Origin of the sequence: Mycobacterium simiae (genome assembly GCF_010727605.1) — a bacterium.
GTDB classification, from domain to species: Bacteria; Actinomycetota; Actinomycetes; order Mycobacteriales; family Mycobacteriaceae; genus Mycobacterium; species Mycobacterium simiae.
In genome coordinates this window covers 5,449,785-5,465,860 of record NZ_AP022568.1, presented here as the reverse complement: position 1 = coordinate 5,465,860, position 16,076 = coordinate 5,449,785, and the positions used below count along the sequence as shown (strand labels likewise).

Sequence of the window (16,076 nt, the reverse complement as noted above, 5' to 3'; positions counted from 1 at the left end):
CGTCCTATGCCCGTCGACCCCAGAACCCCGGTGCTGATCGGCTACGGCCAGGTCAATCACCGTGACGAGATCGACCCGCAAAAGCGTTCGATCGAGCCCGTCGACCTGATGGTCGCTGCCGCCCGCGAAGCCGCCCCGGCCCGGGTGCTGGAAGCCGTGGACTCCGTCCGGGTGGTGAACGTGCTGTCGGCGACCTACCGCGACGCCGGGCTGCTCGTCGGCGCCCGGATCGGCGCGCGGAACTTCACCACGCTGTACAGCCCGGTGGGCGGCAACGTCCCGCAGATGCTGCTCAATCAGGCTTGCCTGGACATTCAGCAGGGCCGCGCCGGCGTGGTGCTGATCACCGGCGCCGAAACCTGGCGGACCCGGCGCGGGCTGCACGCCAAGGGCGCCAAGCTGGAATGGACCGTCCAGTCGGTGCCGATGGCGCCGGTCAGCGGCGAGGACGTGCCGATGGCCGGGGAGGCCGAAATACGGATCGGGCTGGATCGCCCGGCCTACGTGTATCCGCTGTTCGAGCAGGCGCTGCGGCTGGCGAACGGCGAGTCGGTCGAGGACCACCTGGCTCGGATCGGTGAACTGTGGGCGCGGTTCAACGCGGTCGCGGTCGACAACCCGCACGCCTGGATCCGCACCCCGGTCACCGCGGCGGAGATCGCCCGACCCGCCCCGCAGAACCGCATGATCAGCTGGCCGTACACCAAGCTGATGAACTCGAACAACATGGTCGATCAGGGCGCGGCGCTGGTGCTGACGTCGGTGAAGCACGCCACCGGCTTGCAGATCCCCGCCGAGCAGTGGATTTACCCGCACGCCGGCACCGACGCCTACGACACGCCCTCGATCGCCGAGCGCGACGAGCTGCACCGCTCGACGGCGATCCGCATCGCCGGGGCACGCGCGTTGGAGCTCGCCGGGCTGGGTATCGATGACGTCGAGTACGTCGATCTGTATTCGTGTTTCCCGTCCGCGGTGCAGGTGGCTGCCGCCGAGCTCGGAGTGAGCCCCGATGACCCGGCACGCCCGCTGACCGTTACCGGCGGCCTGACGTTTGCGGGCGGCCCGTGGAGCAACTACGTGATGCACTCGATCGCCACCGTCGCCGAGTTGCTGGTGGCCAATCCGGGGCGGCGCGCCTTGATCACCGCCAACGGCGGCTACCTGACCAAGCACAGTTTCGGCGTCTACAGCACCGAACCGCCGAGCGAATTCCGTTGGGAGAACGCTCAACCCGCGGTGAAGCGGGAACCGACGCGGGATGCGCTGATCGAATGGGACGGCGTCGGCACCGTGGAAGCGTGGACGACACCGTTCGACCGGGAGGGGCAACCGGAAAAGGCCTTCGTCGCCGTACGCACACCCGACGGTTCGCGGGCGCTGGCGGTAATCACCGATTCTGATGCGGCGCGAGCTACTGTCGTCGAAGATATTGGTGGCGCCAAGATCGCCGTCGCCAACGATGGCAGCGCCACGCTGTCGTAGGCACCCGGAATAAAGCGCCAGGCCAGCGCAATTCACGAGTAACGCTCGCGCAAGCGGTGGTGACCCGCATATTGTCGAGGGGACGTTGGGGGAGGTGAGCCCAGGTGCACATCCTGGTTACCGACGCCACCGGCACGGTCGGGAGGCTGGTTACTCGCCAGCTGATCGCTGCCGGGCACACGGTCGCCGGCATTTCCGATCACCCCGACGTCCGCCTGGATCCCGCGGTCGAGTACGTCTGCGCCCCGTTGAGCGACCCTGTCCTGCAAACACTGGCTGATGCGGCCGACGCGGTGATCCACCTGGCACCGGTCGAACCCGGCGTGCCGGGCAGCGCCCAACTCAACGGGGTGGCCTACGTCACCGACGCCGCGGCCCGCGCCGGCGCGCGACTGCTGTTCGTGTCCCAAGCCGCCGGGCAACCGGAAGTCTACGAACCGGCCGAGGATTTGGTGTCCACCAGCCTGGGGCCGAGTCTGATCGTGCGGATCGCGCCGCCGGTGGGTCGGCAGCTCGATTGGATGGTGTGCCGGACCGTTGCCACACTGCTGCGCGCGAAGGTTTCCGCGCAGCCCATGCGGGTGCTTCACCTCGAGGACCTGGTGCGCTTCTTGGCGTTGGCATTGGACACCGATCGCACCGGTGTGGTCGATGTCGCGACACCGGACACCATCAATGTGGTGACCGCATGGCGGCTGCTGCGCGCCGTCGACCCGCGGTCCCACATTCGGGGGATTCCGGGCTGGCCGAGGCTGATTCCGCTGCTCGATCCCGTTGCGGTCCAAGAGGATTGGGGATTCGAGTTTGGCTGGGCGGCGTTCGACGCAGTCGCCGACACCGGACGCGGACTTGTCGGGCGGCGGATCGGCGCCGCGGGTGCGACCCTGCACGGAGCGCAGATGGCGCTTCCCGTGGAGGTCGTCGCGCCGCCCGCCGGACCCGAGGAGCTGCACAGCGCCGCGCCCGAGGGTTTGGAGGGCGAGTTCGACGATCGCATCGATCCCCGCTTCCCTGTCTTCGCCGCCGACGGCCTCGCCGAGGCACTGCCGGGGCCGTTGACCCCGATCACCCTGGACGTTCAGCTGAGCGGGCTGCGCACCGCCAGTCGGGTGCTGAGCCAGGCGCTGGCGCTCGGCGGCGTGATCGATGACGAGTGGGGGAGCCGGGCGATTGCGGTGTTCGGACACCGGCCCTATGTCGGGGTGTCGGCCAACGTCGTCGCCGCCCATCAGCTGCCCGGCTGGGACGACAAGGCGCTCGTCCAGCGGGCGCTGGTCGACCAGCCGCAGGTGGGAGACGTGCTGCCGTTCGGTCAGCCGCGGCTGGTGGGCGGCACGCTGGGCTCGCTGGCCAAGGTCGTGGCCACCACCCGATCGCTGGCGCTGCTGCGCCACCTCAGGGCCGATACCCGCGCCTACACCGCGGCCGCCGACGTCGAACAGTGGGATCCTGCGCAGCTGAGTTTGCTGCCCGAGGCGAGCCTCGGTGTCCGAGTTCGGCTGCTGCGGGACCGCATTCACCAAGGCTGGATCCTCACCGCGCTGTGGCTGATCGATACCGGCGTCACGGCCGCCGCGCTGGAGGACGAGGACGCCCGCGTGCCCGGGCTGGGCGCGATCCTGGAAAGCCATCGCGTCGCGGCCGAGATCAGCGAGCTGACCGCGGCCTTACGCGCCGATCCGCCGCTGCGGGCGATGGCCCAGGACGGCAACCTGGCCAGCATCCGCGCCTTGTCCCCGTCCACCGCCGCCCTGCTGGACGCCGCGGTCGCCCGGATCGGGCACCGGGGGCCCGGGGCAGCTGAGCTGGCCAGCCGCGTCTACAGCGACGACCCGGCGATGTTGCTGACTGCGGCGGCCGAGGCTGCCGCCGAACCCGACCAGCCCGACGCCCCGCCGTCGCTGATCCAGCGCATCTCGACCAAGGCCCGGGCGTCGCGCGAGACTGCCTACGACACCACGCTGCGTTACACGCACGAACTACGAATAGCGTTGCGCGAGTTAGGGTCTCGCTGCGTAACCAGCGACGCAGTCGACGTTGCGGACGACGTGTATTACCTGACCTGCGACGAGTTGGTCACCATGCCGGCCGATGCCCGGCTGCGGATCAAGCGGCGTCGCACCGAACGGGAACGGTTGCAAGCGTTGCGGCTGCCCGATGTCATCGATCATGCCTGGGTACCCGTCGACCCGACGTCAGCCCAGGAGATCGCCGAGGGGTGACTGCGGGTCGGCCAGGGTGTCCGGGTCGACGGGGGCCGCGGACCGAATCAGGGCTTTGACGTCGTCGAGCACATCCCAGATGTTGACGTTCATCCCGGCCAGCACCCGGTTATCGCCGTCGAGCCAGAACGCGACGAATTCGCGCCCGGCGACGTCGCCGCGGAACACCACGTTGGCGAAGTCTGGCGCGTACCCGACGTATTCCATGCCGAGCTCGTACTGGTCGGTAAAGAAGTACGGTAGTTCGGCGTATTCGGTTGGCGTGCCCATCATTCCAGCGACAGCGACAGCCGGCTGTTTGAGCGCATTGGCCCAGTGTTCGGTGCGGATGCGTTCGCCGTACAGCGGATGTTGGGCGGCGGCGATGTCGCCGACGGCGTAGATGTCGGGATCGCTGGTGCGTAGCGAGACATCGACGAGGACACCGCGCTGTCTGCCTGACCCGATGGACAACCCGGCTTGCTCGGCGAGTTCGATGTTCGGTTGTGCGCCGACGGCCACCAACACCGCATCGGCCGCCACCATCGAGCCGTCCCGCAGCCGTAGCCCGGTGGCCGTTTCGCCGATCGTGGCGATCTCGTCGACCTGGGTATCCAGTCGCAGATCGACCCCGTGGTCGCGGTGCAGCGCGGCGAATACCTCCCCGACGGTTTCGCCGAGCGCCGCCAGCAGGGGTTGTTTGGCGGCCTCGACCACGGTCACGTCAACGCCACGCTGCCGGGCGGCCGCGGTGACTTCGAGCCCGATCCACCCGGCGCCGATCACCGCCAGCGAAGATCCTTCGGTGAGAACGGCATCCAACAGCTCGGCGTCCTCGTAGCTGCGCAGGTAGTAGACACCGTCAGCCCGAGCCCCGGGGATCGGGGGCCGCCGCGACGCCGACCCGGTAGCCAGTAGAAGCTTGTCGTAGTGCACGGTGGTGCCGTCGCCGACCGCCACGGTGTGGCCGCCGGGATCCACGCGGGATATCGGCGATCCGAGTCGCAGGTCGACATGGCGGTCCACGTACCAGTCGGAGTTGTGCACTGTGAAGTCGGAAAGTGTCTTCTTGCCGGCCAGGTACTCCTTGGACAGCGGCGGGCGTTCGTAGGGCAGCCGCGACTCCTCGGCAAAGAGAATGATCTGACCGTCAAAGTCGCTGTCCCGCAGGGCTTCTACGGCCTTCGCTCCAGCAAGGCCGCCGCCGACGATGACGAAAGTGGTCGAACTGGCCATTATCGATGCTCCGTTCGTGTCGCGTTCCCAGCCTACTCGTGGCGGGTTAACCGACCAGGTCACGCAGCAGCAACGCATTGCGGACCGCGTGACCGCCGAGGTCGTTGTTGAAGTACATCCACACGTCCCTGCCCTGGCGATCCCATTCGGCGAGGCGGTCGGCCCAGACCCGCAATTGGTCGGCCGAATAGGAGCCGGCGTAAATCGCGTCGGAGTCGGGTCCGTGCATCCGGACGTACACAAAGTCGGCGGTGGCTCGGGGTATGCATGCCAGCCCGGCGCCGCTCATCACCACGTATGCGGCGTGGTGGCGTTCCAATGTCTGGTAGACGACAGGCTCGTCCCAGGACGGGTGCCGCAATTCCAGGGCCACCCGGATCTGCTTCGGCATCTGTTCGAGGAACGCTTCGAGGCGGGTCAGCGTGGCGTCGTCGCGCTGTAGTTCGGGATGGACCTGCACCAGCAGTACGCCACGTCGCTCGCCCAACAGCTGCCAGCATCGTTCGAATCGCTCGATCCACGGTTCGGGGGAAGACAACCGCCGATAGTGCGTCAGTCCGCGGTGCGCCTTGACCGACATGGTGAACCCCGTCGGGAGTCGGTTTCGCCATCCGGCAAACGTCGAGTCCTTGGGCCAGCGATAGAAACTGGCATTCAACTCGACGGTGTCGAATACTTCGGTATAGCGGTCCAGCCGACGCGCGGACGGCGTCCGCGGCGGGTATAGCACGTCAATCCAGTGGTCGTAGGACCATCCGGAGGTCCCGATGCGGATGGTCAAGCCGTCATCCGCCGGCGCAGATCCTCATCCAGCGATGCCCTGACAAGTGCGGCCGCCAGTCGCGAGTTGGCGCGTGGGGCAAGGGCTTCCAGCTTGTCCGGCGCAGCGGGCAAACCGAGTTTTCGGGCGGTGCCGGTGGCCCGGTCGTCGAAATAAGGGCGCACCCATGTCCATACGTCTTGAATCTCGCGCAGATAGATGTCGGCGCCGGTATCGCCGATTCCCTTGAACCGCTTCAACATTCGTTTGGCCTGGGCAGGATCGTGGTGACTGCGTTCGGCGAGTTCGCGCAGATCGCCGGCGTACTCGTCGCGGACCCGCTGCGCCATCTCGGTGAGGCGGGTCGCCGAGCTTTCGTCGTAGCGCACGTAGTGAGCCCGGCCGAAGGCGTTGATCATCGTCTGTCGATCTGCCGCCAACACGGCCTTCGGCGTGCGCAGGCCGGCCTTGAACAGCTCCCGAGCAGCCTGCATGGCGATGGCGGCATCGATGGGCTTGCTAGCGAGCATGCACAACACGAGCAGCTGAAACAACGGCATCGGTTTGTCGCGGAGCGCGATTCCCGCTTCCTGGGCGTAAGTGGTGCCCCCGACCTTGAGCACCCGGCGCACCTGCTGTTTGGCGTCCTGCGTCTTGCTCATGGGACAGCGCGTACCCACGCTACGCTGCGCCAAACGCGTTATTTCGGTGGCAGCGCGCTCACATACCGGACGCCGCGGGCGACCCAACCCGCAAGCTGGCGTTGGGTTTTCACGCCCTGGGCATCGACTCGCACCCAGCCGCGCGTCTCGCGGCCGGCCATCACCATCGGACTCACGTGGGCTTGCCTCAGCAGTGCGGCGGTGTCCGCGGGCGGCACCCGCACCATCAACCCGCCCTTACTACTGACCGCCACCGCCATGTGACCGCCCACCAGGAACGCGAGTCCGCCGAACATCGACCTCTCATCGACACCGCGCTGCTGCGCCAGCACCTCGCGGATGCGGTTGGCGAGATCGGGATCGTAGGCCATGATTCGACGGCGGACCGGTCAGTCCAGGTCCACCCGGATGGTCAGCAGGTTGCTGCCCATCATGCGGACCACCGCGCTATTGAGCTTGGGCAGATGACCTAGCCGCGCCACGGGGTCATCGTCGGGCAGCAGGTGGGCGATGCCGTTGCGCCACCGCCCGCCGACGCGTACTCGCACACTCGGATTGGCCTTGATGTTGCGGACATAGTCGGAATGGTCACCGTGCTCGGAGACCATCCAGAACTGGTTATCCACCACGCGCCCGCCCACCGCGGTGCGGCGGGGCAGTCCGCTTTTGCGCCCCGTGGTTTCGATCATGGTCACGGGCAACTGCCGGCCCACCGGATTGATCACCAGCCGCTGCACCCGGTGCACCACTTGCCGTTTTAGATCGCCGAGGTCGGTCATATCACTCATTGAACCGGAAGGTGGCGGGAACGATCTGGGCGAGGGTGGATTATTGCTTCCGGTTCGATGGCGCTTGACCGGCCAGCCGAGGTGCTTTGCTGGGCGAAACGCGGGACTGCGGCAGCCGCCCCCGGGTGGGAGGCGACTGCCGCAGTGGCCTGCTATCCCTGGTAAGGGATGAACACGCCGTTCGGTGTCAGGTAGACGCCCCACGATGACGCATTCGGATTCCACACCACCGGGTAATTCCCCGGCGCGTTCGGTGGACTCCAAGTCGCCGGAAGGCCGTACCCGACCGGATCATTCCAATGCCCGGGCGGCGGCGCCCCACGCTGTCCCGGTGGCAGCGGATTGCCGGGCCCGTTGCAGTTGACGCCCGGCCCGTTACAACCCGGTATCCACGGTGGATCGTTCGGGTGGGCCTGCGCCAAACCCGCGCCGATGCCCAGGGCACCGGACGCCAACGCACCGGCAATCACGGTGCTGGCAGCGATCTTGTTCAACCTCATGATGAACTCCTTATCCTGCCGCTGGTCTGCCAGGCGGCAGCCTTGCGGCGGTGATTTGTTGTTCGTCCCCGACGTCTTTGCTCAGACATCGGGTAGAGGTCACACCCCCCGGCTGGTTTACCTCTGCCAGCACGCGTACCCCGCCCCGGGGGAGGCTAAAACGTATCTAGAGCCATTCCCACCGGGGCGGGGTGTGCTCAGGCTGCCGCCACGGCGGCATCGGCCACCGGTTCCAGGGCCTGCGCGACGATCTCCGCGACGTCGGTCATCGGTTTGACGGTCAGCGTCGCCAGCACTTCGGCAGGAACGTCATCCAGATCCGGTTCGTTGCGTGCGGGTATGAAAACCGTTGACAATCCGGCACGTTGGGCGGCGAGCAGCTTCTGCTTGACCCCGCCGATCGGCAGCACCCGGCCGTTGAGCGTGACCTCCCCGGTCATGCCGACATCGGAACGGACCTGACGTCCGGTCGCCATCGACACCAGGGCGGTCACCATCGTGACGCCGGCGGACGGCCCATCCTTTGGCACCGCGCCCGCCGGCACGTGCACGTGGATGCGCCGGTCCAGCACCGTGGGGTCAACCCCCAACTCGGCAGCGTGGGAGCGGACGTAGGACAGCGCAATCTGCGCCGACTCTTTCATCACGTCCCCGAGCTGACCGGTCAGCTGCAACCCGGTTTCGCCGTCGGTGGCCCCGGCCTCGATGTAGAGCACATCGCCGCCCAGGCCCGTGACGGCCAGCCCAGTCGCGACCCCCGGCACCGCGGTACGTTCGGCGGACTCGGGTGTAAACCGGGGCCTGCCAAGGTAATTGACAAGATCTGGCTCGTCGACGACCAGCGGCTCACTGTTCTCCGCGAGCCTGGTAGTCACCTTGCGCAAGGCCTTGGCCAGCAGCCGCTCGAACTGCCGCACCCCAGGCTCGCGGGTGTAATCCGCGGCGATCTTGCGCAACGCCTCGTCGGTGACGGTGACCTCGTCGGCGGTCAGCGCGGCCCGCTCCCGCTGCCGGGGCAGCAGGTAGTCGCGTGCGATGGCGACCTTGTCGTCTTCGGTATAACCGTCGATCTGCACCAGCTCCATGCGGTCCAGCAGCGCCGACGGAATGTTCTCGATCACGTTGGCGGTGGCCAAGAACACGATGTCGGACAGGTCCAAATCCAGATCCAGGTAGTGATCACGGAAGGTGTGGTTCTGCGCCGGGTCGAGCACCTCGAGCAGCGCCGCGCTCGGGTCGCCACGATAGTCGGAACCGACCTTGTCGATTTCGTCAAGCAGCACAACGGGATTCATCGATGCCGCCTCACCGATCGCGCGCACGATCCGGCCCGGCAGCGCCCCGACGTAGGTGCGCCGGTGACCGCGTATCTCGGCCTCGTCGCGCACGCCGCCCAGCGCGACGCGCACGAATTTGCGACCGAGCGCCCGGGCCACGCTCTCGCCCAACGACGTCTTACCGACACCGGGAGGGCCGGCCAGCACCATCACCGCGCCGGAGCCGCGGCCGCCGACGATCTGCAGACCACGCTGGGCGCGACGGGCACGAACCGCCAGATATTCGACGATGCGGTCCTTGACGTCATCCAGCCCGTGGTGATCGGCGTCCAGGATTGCCCGGGCCGCCGTCAGGTCTGTCGAATCCTCGGTCCGCACGTTCCAGGGCAACTCCAGCACCGTGTCCAGCCAGGTGCGGATCCACCCGCTCTCGGGGCTTTGGTCGCTGGACCGTTCCAGTTTGCCGACCTCGCGCAGCGCGGCCTCGCGCACCTTCTCGGGCAGGTCGGCCGCGTCGATCCGGGCACGATAGTCGTCCGAACCGTCGGGCTCGCCCTCGCCGAGTTCCTTGCGGATGGCGGCGAGCTGCTGGCGCAGCAAGAATTCCTTCTGCGTCTTCTCCATGCCCTCGCGCACGTCTTCGGCGATCTTGTCGTTGACCTCGACCTCGGCCAGGTGGTCGCCGGTCCACTCGATCAGCACCCGCAGCCGCTCGGCGACGTCGACCGTCTCCAACAGCTGACGCTTTTGCACGCCGGTCAGGTACGACGCATACCCGGACGTGTCGGCCAGCGCCGACGGGTCGGTCAGGCTGTTGACATAGTCGATGATCTGCCAGGCCTCGCGGCGCTGCAGCATGGCCAGCAACAGCTTCTTGTACTCGGCCGCGAGCGCCTTGATCTCGTCGGTGGTCTCGGGCCCGCCGACCTCGGTGACCTCGACCCACAGGGCGGGGCCGGGCCCGCTGGCGCCGGCGCCGATTTGTGCGCGGCGCTCGCCCCGGACGACGGCGGCAGACCCGCCGCTTCCGGCGATGCGTCCGACCTGCAGGATCTTGGCGATTACGCCGTGCGAGGGGTAGCGGTCCTCCAGCCGGGGGGCGATCAGCAGTTCACCCGACTCGCTGGCCCGGGCCGCGTCGATTGCCGCTCGCGCGGCATCGTCGAGCTCGATCGGCACTACCATCCCGGGCAACACGATCGTGTCCGCGACGAACAGCACCGGCACTGATTTAGGCTCAGGCATCAATCCTCCAAAGATTTAGTCTGATGCGCTCAACCTTCGGCGGGTTGCATTTGTTCCCGAGTGGCGTCAGCCCGCCCGTGAGCTGGGTCAACTGGCGGATCGGTGCGCCGAGGCGCGCTGGCGGGCCCGGAAGGCCTGAACCTTGGCCTTGTTGCCGCACGCGGCCATGCCGCACCAGTGCCGGTTTTTCGCCCGCGAGGAATCGACGTAGAGCAGCGTGCAGTCGGGGTGCGCGCAGCGCTTGACATTGGCGATGTCCGGCCCGGCAAGCAGGTCGAGCAGATCGGCGGCCAGGGTGGCGATCAGCTGCGCGGCGGTGCCCTCGCGCACGATGGCGCCGGTCGGCAGCAATCGTGGCGTCAGCCGGGGTCGCGATGCCTGGTCGTTGAGCAGGCCGACGTCGGCGGGTCGCGGCTGGGCACCGTCTAGCCGCGCGACCGCGGTCCGGTAGATGGCTTCGCGCACTTCGATCGCCGAGCGGAGGTCTTCGGCGTTGGCCTCCACACCAGCGTCGACCAAACCCGCCTGCACGGCCCATTCGGACAGCACGGCGGGCGCGGTCAGTCGCTCCGCCCAGGTGCTGTTGCGGTGCTTCACGGTGCCGGCGAAGTCGAGACACGGTCGTCCGGAGACGAACCCGAATTTCACGTAACCACCCTGGCAGGTTTCAACAGGGCACGCAACCAGAGTCGGGATGCCCTACTCGATCGGCGCCAGCCGCCGCAACTGCGTGACGTGCGTCGGGGACAGCTCCTCTAGGCAGGTCACCCCCAACAGCTGCATGGTGCGCCGCACCCCGGCTTCCAGGATTTGGATCGCGCGATTGACGCCTGCCTCGCCGCCGGCCATCAGGCCGTACAGGTAGGCCCGTCCGACCAGGGTGAACCTCGCCCCGAGCGCGATCGCCGCCACGATGTCGGCGCCCGACATGATTCCGGTGTCCACCAGGATTTCGGTGTCTTTGCCGAGCTCGCGCGCCACCACAGGCAACAGATGGAACGGCACCGGCGCGCGGTCCAGCTGCCGGCCACCGTGATTGGACAACACCAGGCCGTCGACACCCCGATCGACCACCGCGCGTGCGTCCTCCAGCGTCTGGATCCCCTTGACCACGAGCTTGCCGGGCCACTGCTCCTTGATCCAGACCAGGTCGTCAAAGGTGAGGCTGGGGTCGAACATTGTGCTCAGGTACTCGGCGACGGTCCCGGGCCAGCGATCCAGCGACGCGAATGCCAGCGGCTCGGTGGTGAGCAGGTCGAACCACCATTTCGGGTGCGGTACCGCGTCGAGCACCGTGCGCAGTGTCAGGGTCGGGGGGATGGTCATCCCGTTGCGGTTGTCGCGGAAGCGTGCGCCCGCAACCGGAACGTCGACGGTGACCAGCAAGGTGTCGAAACCGGCCGCGGCTGCGCGCTTGACCAGCGCCATGGACCGCTCGCGGTCTTTCCACATGTACAGCTGAAACCACTTGCGGCCGGTAGGCACCGCCGCGACCAGGTCTTCGATCGCGCAGGTGCCCAGTGTCGACAGCGAGAACGGAATGCCGGCCTTGGCGGCCGCCGAAGCGCCCGCGATCTCGCCTTCGGTCTGCATCAACCGGGTGAATCCGGTCGGCGCGATGCCGAACGGCAACGCGGCCGGCGCACCCAGCACATCCCAGCCGGCGGTTACGTTGCTGACGTCGCGCAGGATCGTCGGGTGGAACTCGACGTCGCGGAACGCCTGCCGGGCACGCACCATCGACAGCTCGTCCTCGGCGCCACCGTCGGTGTAGTCGAATGCCGCCTTCGGGGTCCGGCGTTTGGCGATGCGTCGCAAGTCCTCGATCGTGAACGCGGCGTCCACCCGGCGCTGGGTCGCATCCCATTGCGGCCGCTTGAATTGCATCAGCGGCGCGAGCTCACGCACCCGGGGGACACGTCGTTTCACGACCATGTATGCCACCGTAGTCAGATGGATGCGTCAACCGACCCGTTCCGCTTGACACGGTTTGTTGTCGCCCAGGCTCCGGTGTACCGAGGTGTGGTCGAGGAGCTGCGGGCCGGACGCAAACGCGGCCACTGGATGTGGTTTGTTTTCCCCCAGCTGCGCGGCTTGGGCAGCAGCCCGACCGCGCTCCAGTACGGCATCACGTGCCTGGCCGAGGCGCGCGCCTACTTGGCACACGAGTTGCTGGGCCCGCGACTACACGACTGCGCTCGGCTGGTCAGCCAAGCGCGGGGCCGCTCGGCAACCGAGATCTTCGGGTCTCCCGACGACCTCAAGCTGCGCTCGTCGATGACGTTGTTCGCGGTCGCCAGCAATGATCATCAGGACTTCACCACCGTGCTTGACACGTTTTACCGGGGCGAGCGGGACCCACTGACGTTGGCGCGGCTGAAGGATTAGGCGGGCCGCAGGATGCGCCAGCCGTGCGCCTCGACGGTCAGTTCATCGACGACGTCGGGGGGCGGGGCGCCGGATCCGCCAACGACCTCGGCACGCCGCGGGCCCAGCTCCGGCAGGACCAACCGCAGCGGCCCGTCCGCGATGTTGAGCGCGACTAGTAGCGCCTGGTCGCGGGCGCGGGTCTGGTAGACGTAGTGTTCATTGGTCAGCCGCAACGCGGTGGTGGTGGCCGAGTGCAGCCACGGGTAGCGGCGGCGCAGTCCGACCAGGAACTGGTGCAGCCGCCAAGTCTCGGCCCCGACGCCATCCAATGGAATTGGGGGAGAGGTGAACTCGGGGCGCACCGCGTCGTCGCCGCCGTACCGCTCCTCTTTGATCCCGGTGAAGCCGAACTCGTCGCCGGCGTACACGCTGGGCACCCCGCCGATCGTCAACAGCAACACCAGCGCGTGCGCCAGGTGGCCGGGGTTTCTCAGCTGACTGGCGATGCGGGTGACGTCGTGGTTGCCGACGAACGTCAGCGGCGCGAAGCTGGCCAAAAATGCGTTGTGTCGCTGTAACGCCCAGTCCAGCTCGAAGAAATTGCCGTCGTTGAGACTGCTCCAGATCGCCTTCCACAGCTCGTACTGGGTCGCCGAGTCGAACGTGGCCGCCTCGACGATCGCCGCGTAGTCACCGTGGATCAGTTCGCCGACGAACCAGGCGTCCGGATGACGCTCACGCACCCTGGGTAGTGCGCTCGCCCAGAATTCTTGCGGCACGGCATATGCCGCATCCAATCGCCAACCGTCCGCGCCGCGTTGTAGCCAATGCGCCAGCACGTCGACGACGTAGTCGACAACCTCAGGGTTGGCGTGATTGAGGGTGATGAGGTCGGCGTGCCCCTCGAAGGTGTGGAATCGGCCGGGACGTCCCCGGAACCAGCCCGCCGCCACGTCGTCGTGGGAGGCGTCCCGGTGCCGGGCAAAGTCCACCCCGACGTGGTTGAACACCCCGTCCAACAGCACCCGCAATCCGCGGCGGTGTGCCTCATCGACGAGGTGGTCGAAGTCGCCATCGTCGCCAAGTCGCGCGTCGATCCGGTAATGATCGGTGGTGTCGTAACCGTGTGTGCGCGAGGCGAAGATGGGCCCCAGCGCGATCCCGGACGCCCCTAGCTCGACGGCGTGGTCCAGCCACTGCGCGATTCGCCGCAGCCGGTGCTCGTCCGCGCCCGGTGGGGCCGATCCCTTGGGGGTGGGAAACGCTCCCACGAATCCCAAGGGATAGACCTGCCACCAGATCGCGTGTGAAACCCAAGATGCGGTCACGGGCGACGATCAGCCGACGCCGGCCAGCGTCTCGGCGGTGGTGATCGCCTGTGCCACACCGGAAACGATCGCTGCGGCCTTGAGTGCCTCCAGAATCACCTCACGATCCACACCGGCCTCGCGAAGGGTGTGCTCGTGTGCGGCGACGCAGTGTGAGCACCCATTGATGGACGACACCGCGAACGACCACAGCTCGAAGTTCGCCTTGTCCACGCCCGGGTTGCCGATGATGTTCATCCGCAACCCGGCACGCAAGTCGTCGTACTTGCCGTCCAAGAATCCGCGGCCACGGTAGAACACATTGTTCATGCCCATGATCGATGCGGCACCCAGAGCCGCCTGGTACGCCTCGGCGGACAGGTTGTCGGCCGCTTCGGAGCCAATCTCGGTGAGCACCTGGGTGTTTCGCGTTGCCGCGGCACTGGCCAGCAGCGTGCCCCACAGTTGCTCGTTGTCGAGCACTGTGGTCCGCGTGATCGAGCCGAGGTTCAGTTTGAGGTCCTTGGCGTACTCGGGCAGCGCTTCCTTGAGGTTTTCGATGGTCATGTCGCCTCCGATCTAAGCCGACGCCTTGAGCAACTCGCCGGCGTTCAAGGTCGGGTCGCCCTTGCGCCAGTTGCAGGCGCACAGCTCGTCGGATTGCAGAGCATCCAGCACCCGCAGCACCTCGTCGACGTTACGCCCGACCGAACCCGCGGTGGCCGAGACGAATTGGATCTCGTTGTTGGGGTCGACGATGAAGGTCACCCGGTCCGCGACGCCGCTGTCGTTGAGCACGCCGGTCGCCAGGGCGAGTTCGCGCTTGATGTCCGACAGCATCGGGAAGGGCAGCTTCTTCAGGTCCTCGTGCTGAGCACGCCACTGGAAGTGCACGAATTCGCTGTCGACCGAGACGCCGAGCACCTTGGCGTCGCGATCCTCGAACTCGTCGTTCAGCTTGCCGAACGCGGCGATCTCGGTCGGGCATACGAAGGTGAAGTCCTTCGGCCAGAAGAACACGATCCGCCACTTGCCCTCGTAGTCGTCGCTGGAAAAGGTCTTGAAGTAGTCTTCCGGCTGCTGCGCGTTGACCTTCGACAGGTCGCCGCCGATCAGCCCCGTGAGCTCGTAGGCGGGGAACTGGTCGCCGATCGTGAGCAATGACATGTCCGCTCCTTATCTGGATTTAGTCAAGATTATGTGTCCATCGACCATGGTGCCCGGCGCAAGGCTTGAAGTAAAGGTGATATATCGCACTAGACTTATAGGCATGACCGATAAGAGTTTTCAACCCACCCTGGCCGGCCTGCGCGCGTTCGCGGCCGTGGCCGAGAAGCATCATTTCGGAAGTGCCGCAACGGCTCTCGGTGTCAGCCAATCAACGCTCTCGCAGGCATTGGCAGCCTTGGAGGTGGGGCTGGGTACCCATCTCGTCGAGCGGTCCACCCGGCGTGTCCGCTTGACGCCGGAGGGTGCCCAGCTTTTGCCGCTGGCTCAGACCGTCGTGGCGGCGGCCGAGGCGTTCACCGCCGCCGCGGCGGGCACCTCGGATCCGCTGCAGGGCACCCTGCGCCTGGGCATCATCCCGACCGTCGCGCCCTACGTCCTGCCCACGGTGTTGGCCGGACTGTCGCAGCGATTGCCCGCGCTGACCGTGCGCGTGATCGAAGACCAGACCGAGCGACTGCTGGCGGCGTTGCGCGGTGGAGCGGTGGACGCGGCGCTGATCGCCTTGCCCGCCGCCGTCGCCGGAATCACCGAGGTGCCCATCTACGACGAGGACTTTCTGCTCGCGGTGCCGCCCGGCCATCCGATGTCGGGCAAACGCCGGGTGCCGGCCTCGGCGTTGGCGGACCTGCCCCTGCTGCTCCTCGACGAGGGGCACTGTCTGCGCGATCAGGCCCTGGATGTCTGCCACAAGGCGGGGGTGCGGGCCGAGCTCGCCGACACCCGGGCCGCCTCACTGGCCACGGCGGTGCAGTGCGTGACCGGGGGGCTGGGCGTCACCTTGATCCCACAGAGCGCGGCACCAGTCGAAGCGACGCGGAGCCAACTTGGCCTCGCGCAGTTCGCGCCGCCGCGCCCGGGACGACGGATCGGGCTGGTGTTCCGTTCCTCGAGTGGCCGTGACGAGTCCTACCGGAGACTGGCCAACATCATCGGTGCGGCGATCGGCAGCGAACATCAGGTGCGGCTGGTCGGATAGCACCACTCGCGGGCGGCCCCCGACTGTAGGTTCGCACCC

The 16,076-nt window shown here is 67.2% G+C and carries 16 protein-coding genes; 4 read left to right on the top strand and 12 right to left on the bottom strand.

From position 1 onward, the window contains the following. The first annotated feature begins 6 nt into the window (after positions 1-6). Positions 7-1,485 carry an acetyl-CoA acetyltransferase gene (locus G6N33_RS25515; RefSeq protein ID WP_044505942.1) on the top strand — a complete coding sequence of 493 codons (1,479 nt, stop codon included), beginning with the start codon at positions 7-9 and terminating at the stop codon, positions 1,483-1,485. Positions 1,486-1,589: 104 nt separating this feature from the next. Then, complete coding sequence (locus G6N33_RS25510; RefSeq protein ID WP_044505943.1) at positions 1,590-3,707, top strand: NAD-dependent epimerase/dehydratase family protein; 2,118 nt, start codon at positions 1,590-1,592, stop codon at positions 3,705-3,707. Here G6N33_RS25510 and G6N33_RS25505 read toward each other — a convergent pair. From G6N33_RS25505 to G6N33_RS25465, 9 genes are all read right to left on the bottom strand, one after another. Beyond that, on the bottom strand, positions 3,681-4,922 hold the full coding sequence (locus G6N33_RS25505) for an NAD(P)/FAD-dependent oxidoreductase (RefSeq protein ID WP_044505944.1): 1,242 nt from the start codon (positions 4,920-4,922) through the stop codon (positions 3,681-3,683). The two genes, G6N33_RS25510 and G6N33_RS25505, sit on opposite strands and share 27 nt — an antisense overlap. A 46-nt stretch (positions 4,923-4,968) precedes the next feature. Then, positions 4,969-5,703: a DUF72 domain-containing protein gene (locus G6N33_RS25500; protein WP_044505945.1), complete on the bottom strand. Its 735-nt coding sequence runs from the start codon at positions 5,701-5,703 to the stop codon at positions 4,969-4,971. Continuing rightward, positions 5,700-6,344, bottom strand: coding sequence for an endonuclease (locus G6N33_RS25495; protein ID WP_044505946.1), 645 nt, complete (start codon positions 6,342-6,344; stop codon positions 5,700-5,702). Before G6N33_RS25495 ends, G6N33_RS25500 begins: the two co-directional genes overlap by 4 nt. A 38-nt stretch (positions 6,345-6,382) precedes the next feature. Next, positions 6,383-6,715: a TfoX/Sxy family protein gene (locus G6N33_RS25490; RefSeq protein WP_044505948.1), complete on the bottom strand. Its 333-nt coding sequence runs from the start codon at positions 6,713-6,715 to the stop codon at positions 6,383-6,385. Positions 6,716-6,733: 18 nt separating this feature from the next. Next, the gene (locus G6N33_RS25485; protein ID WP_101528276.1) at positions 6,734-7,123 is read right to left on the bottom strand and encodes a nitroreductase family deazaflavin-dependent oxidoreductase; all 390 of its coding nucleotides are present in this window, start codon (positions 7,121-7,123) and stop codon (positions 6,734-6,736) included. A gap of 161 nt (positions 7,124-7,284) precedes the next feature. Next, positions 7,285-7,632 (bottom strand): hypothetical protein, encoded by a 348-nt coding sequence (locus G6N33_RS25480; RefSeq protein WP_044505952.1) that lies wholly within the window; start codon positions 7,630-7,632, stop codon positions 7,285-7,287. A gap of 197 nt (positions 7,633-7,829) precedes the next feature. Next, complete coding sequence (lon, locus tag G6N33_RS25475) at positions 7,830-10,154, bottom strand: endopeptidase La (protein WP_044505953.1); 2,325 nt, start codon at positions 10,152-10,154, stop codon at positions 7,830-7,832. 87 nt (positions 10,155-10,241) lie between these two features. Next, the gene (locus tag G6N33_RS25470) at positions 10,242-10,802 is read right to left on the bottom strand and encodes a CGNR zinc finger domain-containing protein (RefSeq protein WP_044505955.1); all 561 of its coding nucleotides are present in this window, start codon (positions 10,800-10,802) and stop codon (positions 10,242-10,244) included. Between the two features lie 51 nt (positions 10,803-10,853). Next, the gene (locus G6N33_RS25465) at positions 10,854-12,089 is read right to left on the bottom strand and encodes an alpha-hydroxy acid oxidase (protein ID WP_044505956.1); all 1,236 of its coding nucleotides are present in this window, start codon (positions 12,087-12,089) and stop codon (positions 10,854-10,856) included. A gap of 18 nt (positions 12,090-12,107) precedes the next feature. Here G6N33_RS25465 and G6N33_RS25460 point away from each other — a divergent pair, with 18 nt between their 5' ends. Beyond that, on the top strand, positions 12,108-12,542 hold the full coding sequence (locus G6N33_RS25460) for a DUF1810 domain-containing protein (protein ID WP_044505957.1): 435 nt from the start codon (positions 12,108-12,110) through the stop codon (positions 12,540-12,542). Here the strand turns inward: G6N33_RS25460 and G6N33_RS25455 are convergent. The 3 genes from G6N33_RS25455 to G6N33_RS25445 are packed head-to-tail and all read right to left on the bottom strand — an operon-like array spanning position 12,539 to position 14,998. Continuing rightward, positions 12,539-13,852: an alpha-amylase family glycosyl hydrolase gene (locus G6N33_RS25455; protein ID WP_044505958.1), complete on the bottom strand. Its 1,314-nt coding sequence runs from the start codon at positions 13,850-13,852 to the stop codon at positions 12,539-12,541. The genes G6N33_RS25460 and G6N33_RS25455 overlap by 4 nt on opposite strands. A gap of 9 nt (positions 13,853-13,861) precedes the next feature. Beyond that, complete coding sequence (locus G6N33_RS25450) at positions 13,862-14,398, bottom strand: alkyl hydroperoxide reductase (RefSeq protein ID WP_044505959.1); 537 nt, start codon at positions 14,396-14,398, stop codon at positions 13,862-13,864. A 12-nt stretch (positions 14,399-14,410) separates the two neighbouring features. Then, entirely contained in the window at positions 14,411-14,998 is a 588-nt protein-coding gene (locus tag G6N33_RS25445) for a peroxiredoxin (RefSeq protein ID WP_044505960.1), read from the bottom strand. 103 nt (positions 14,999-15,101) lie between these two features. Here G6N33_RS25445 and G6N33_RS25440 point away from each other — a divergent pair, with 103 nt between their 5' ends. Continuing rightward, positions 15,102-16,037 carry a hydrogen peroxide-inducible genes activator gene (locus G6N33_RS25440; protein WP_044505961.1) on the top strand — a complete coding sequence of 312 codons (936 nt, stop codon included), beginning with the start codon at positions 15,102-15,104 and terminating at the stop codon, positions 16,035-16,037. Positions 16,038-16,076 lie beyond the last annotated feature (39 nt).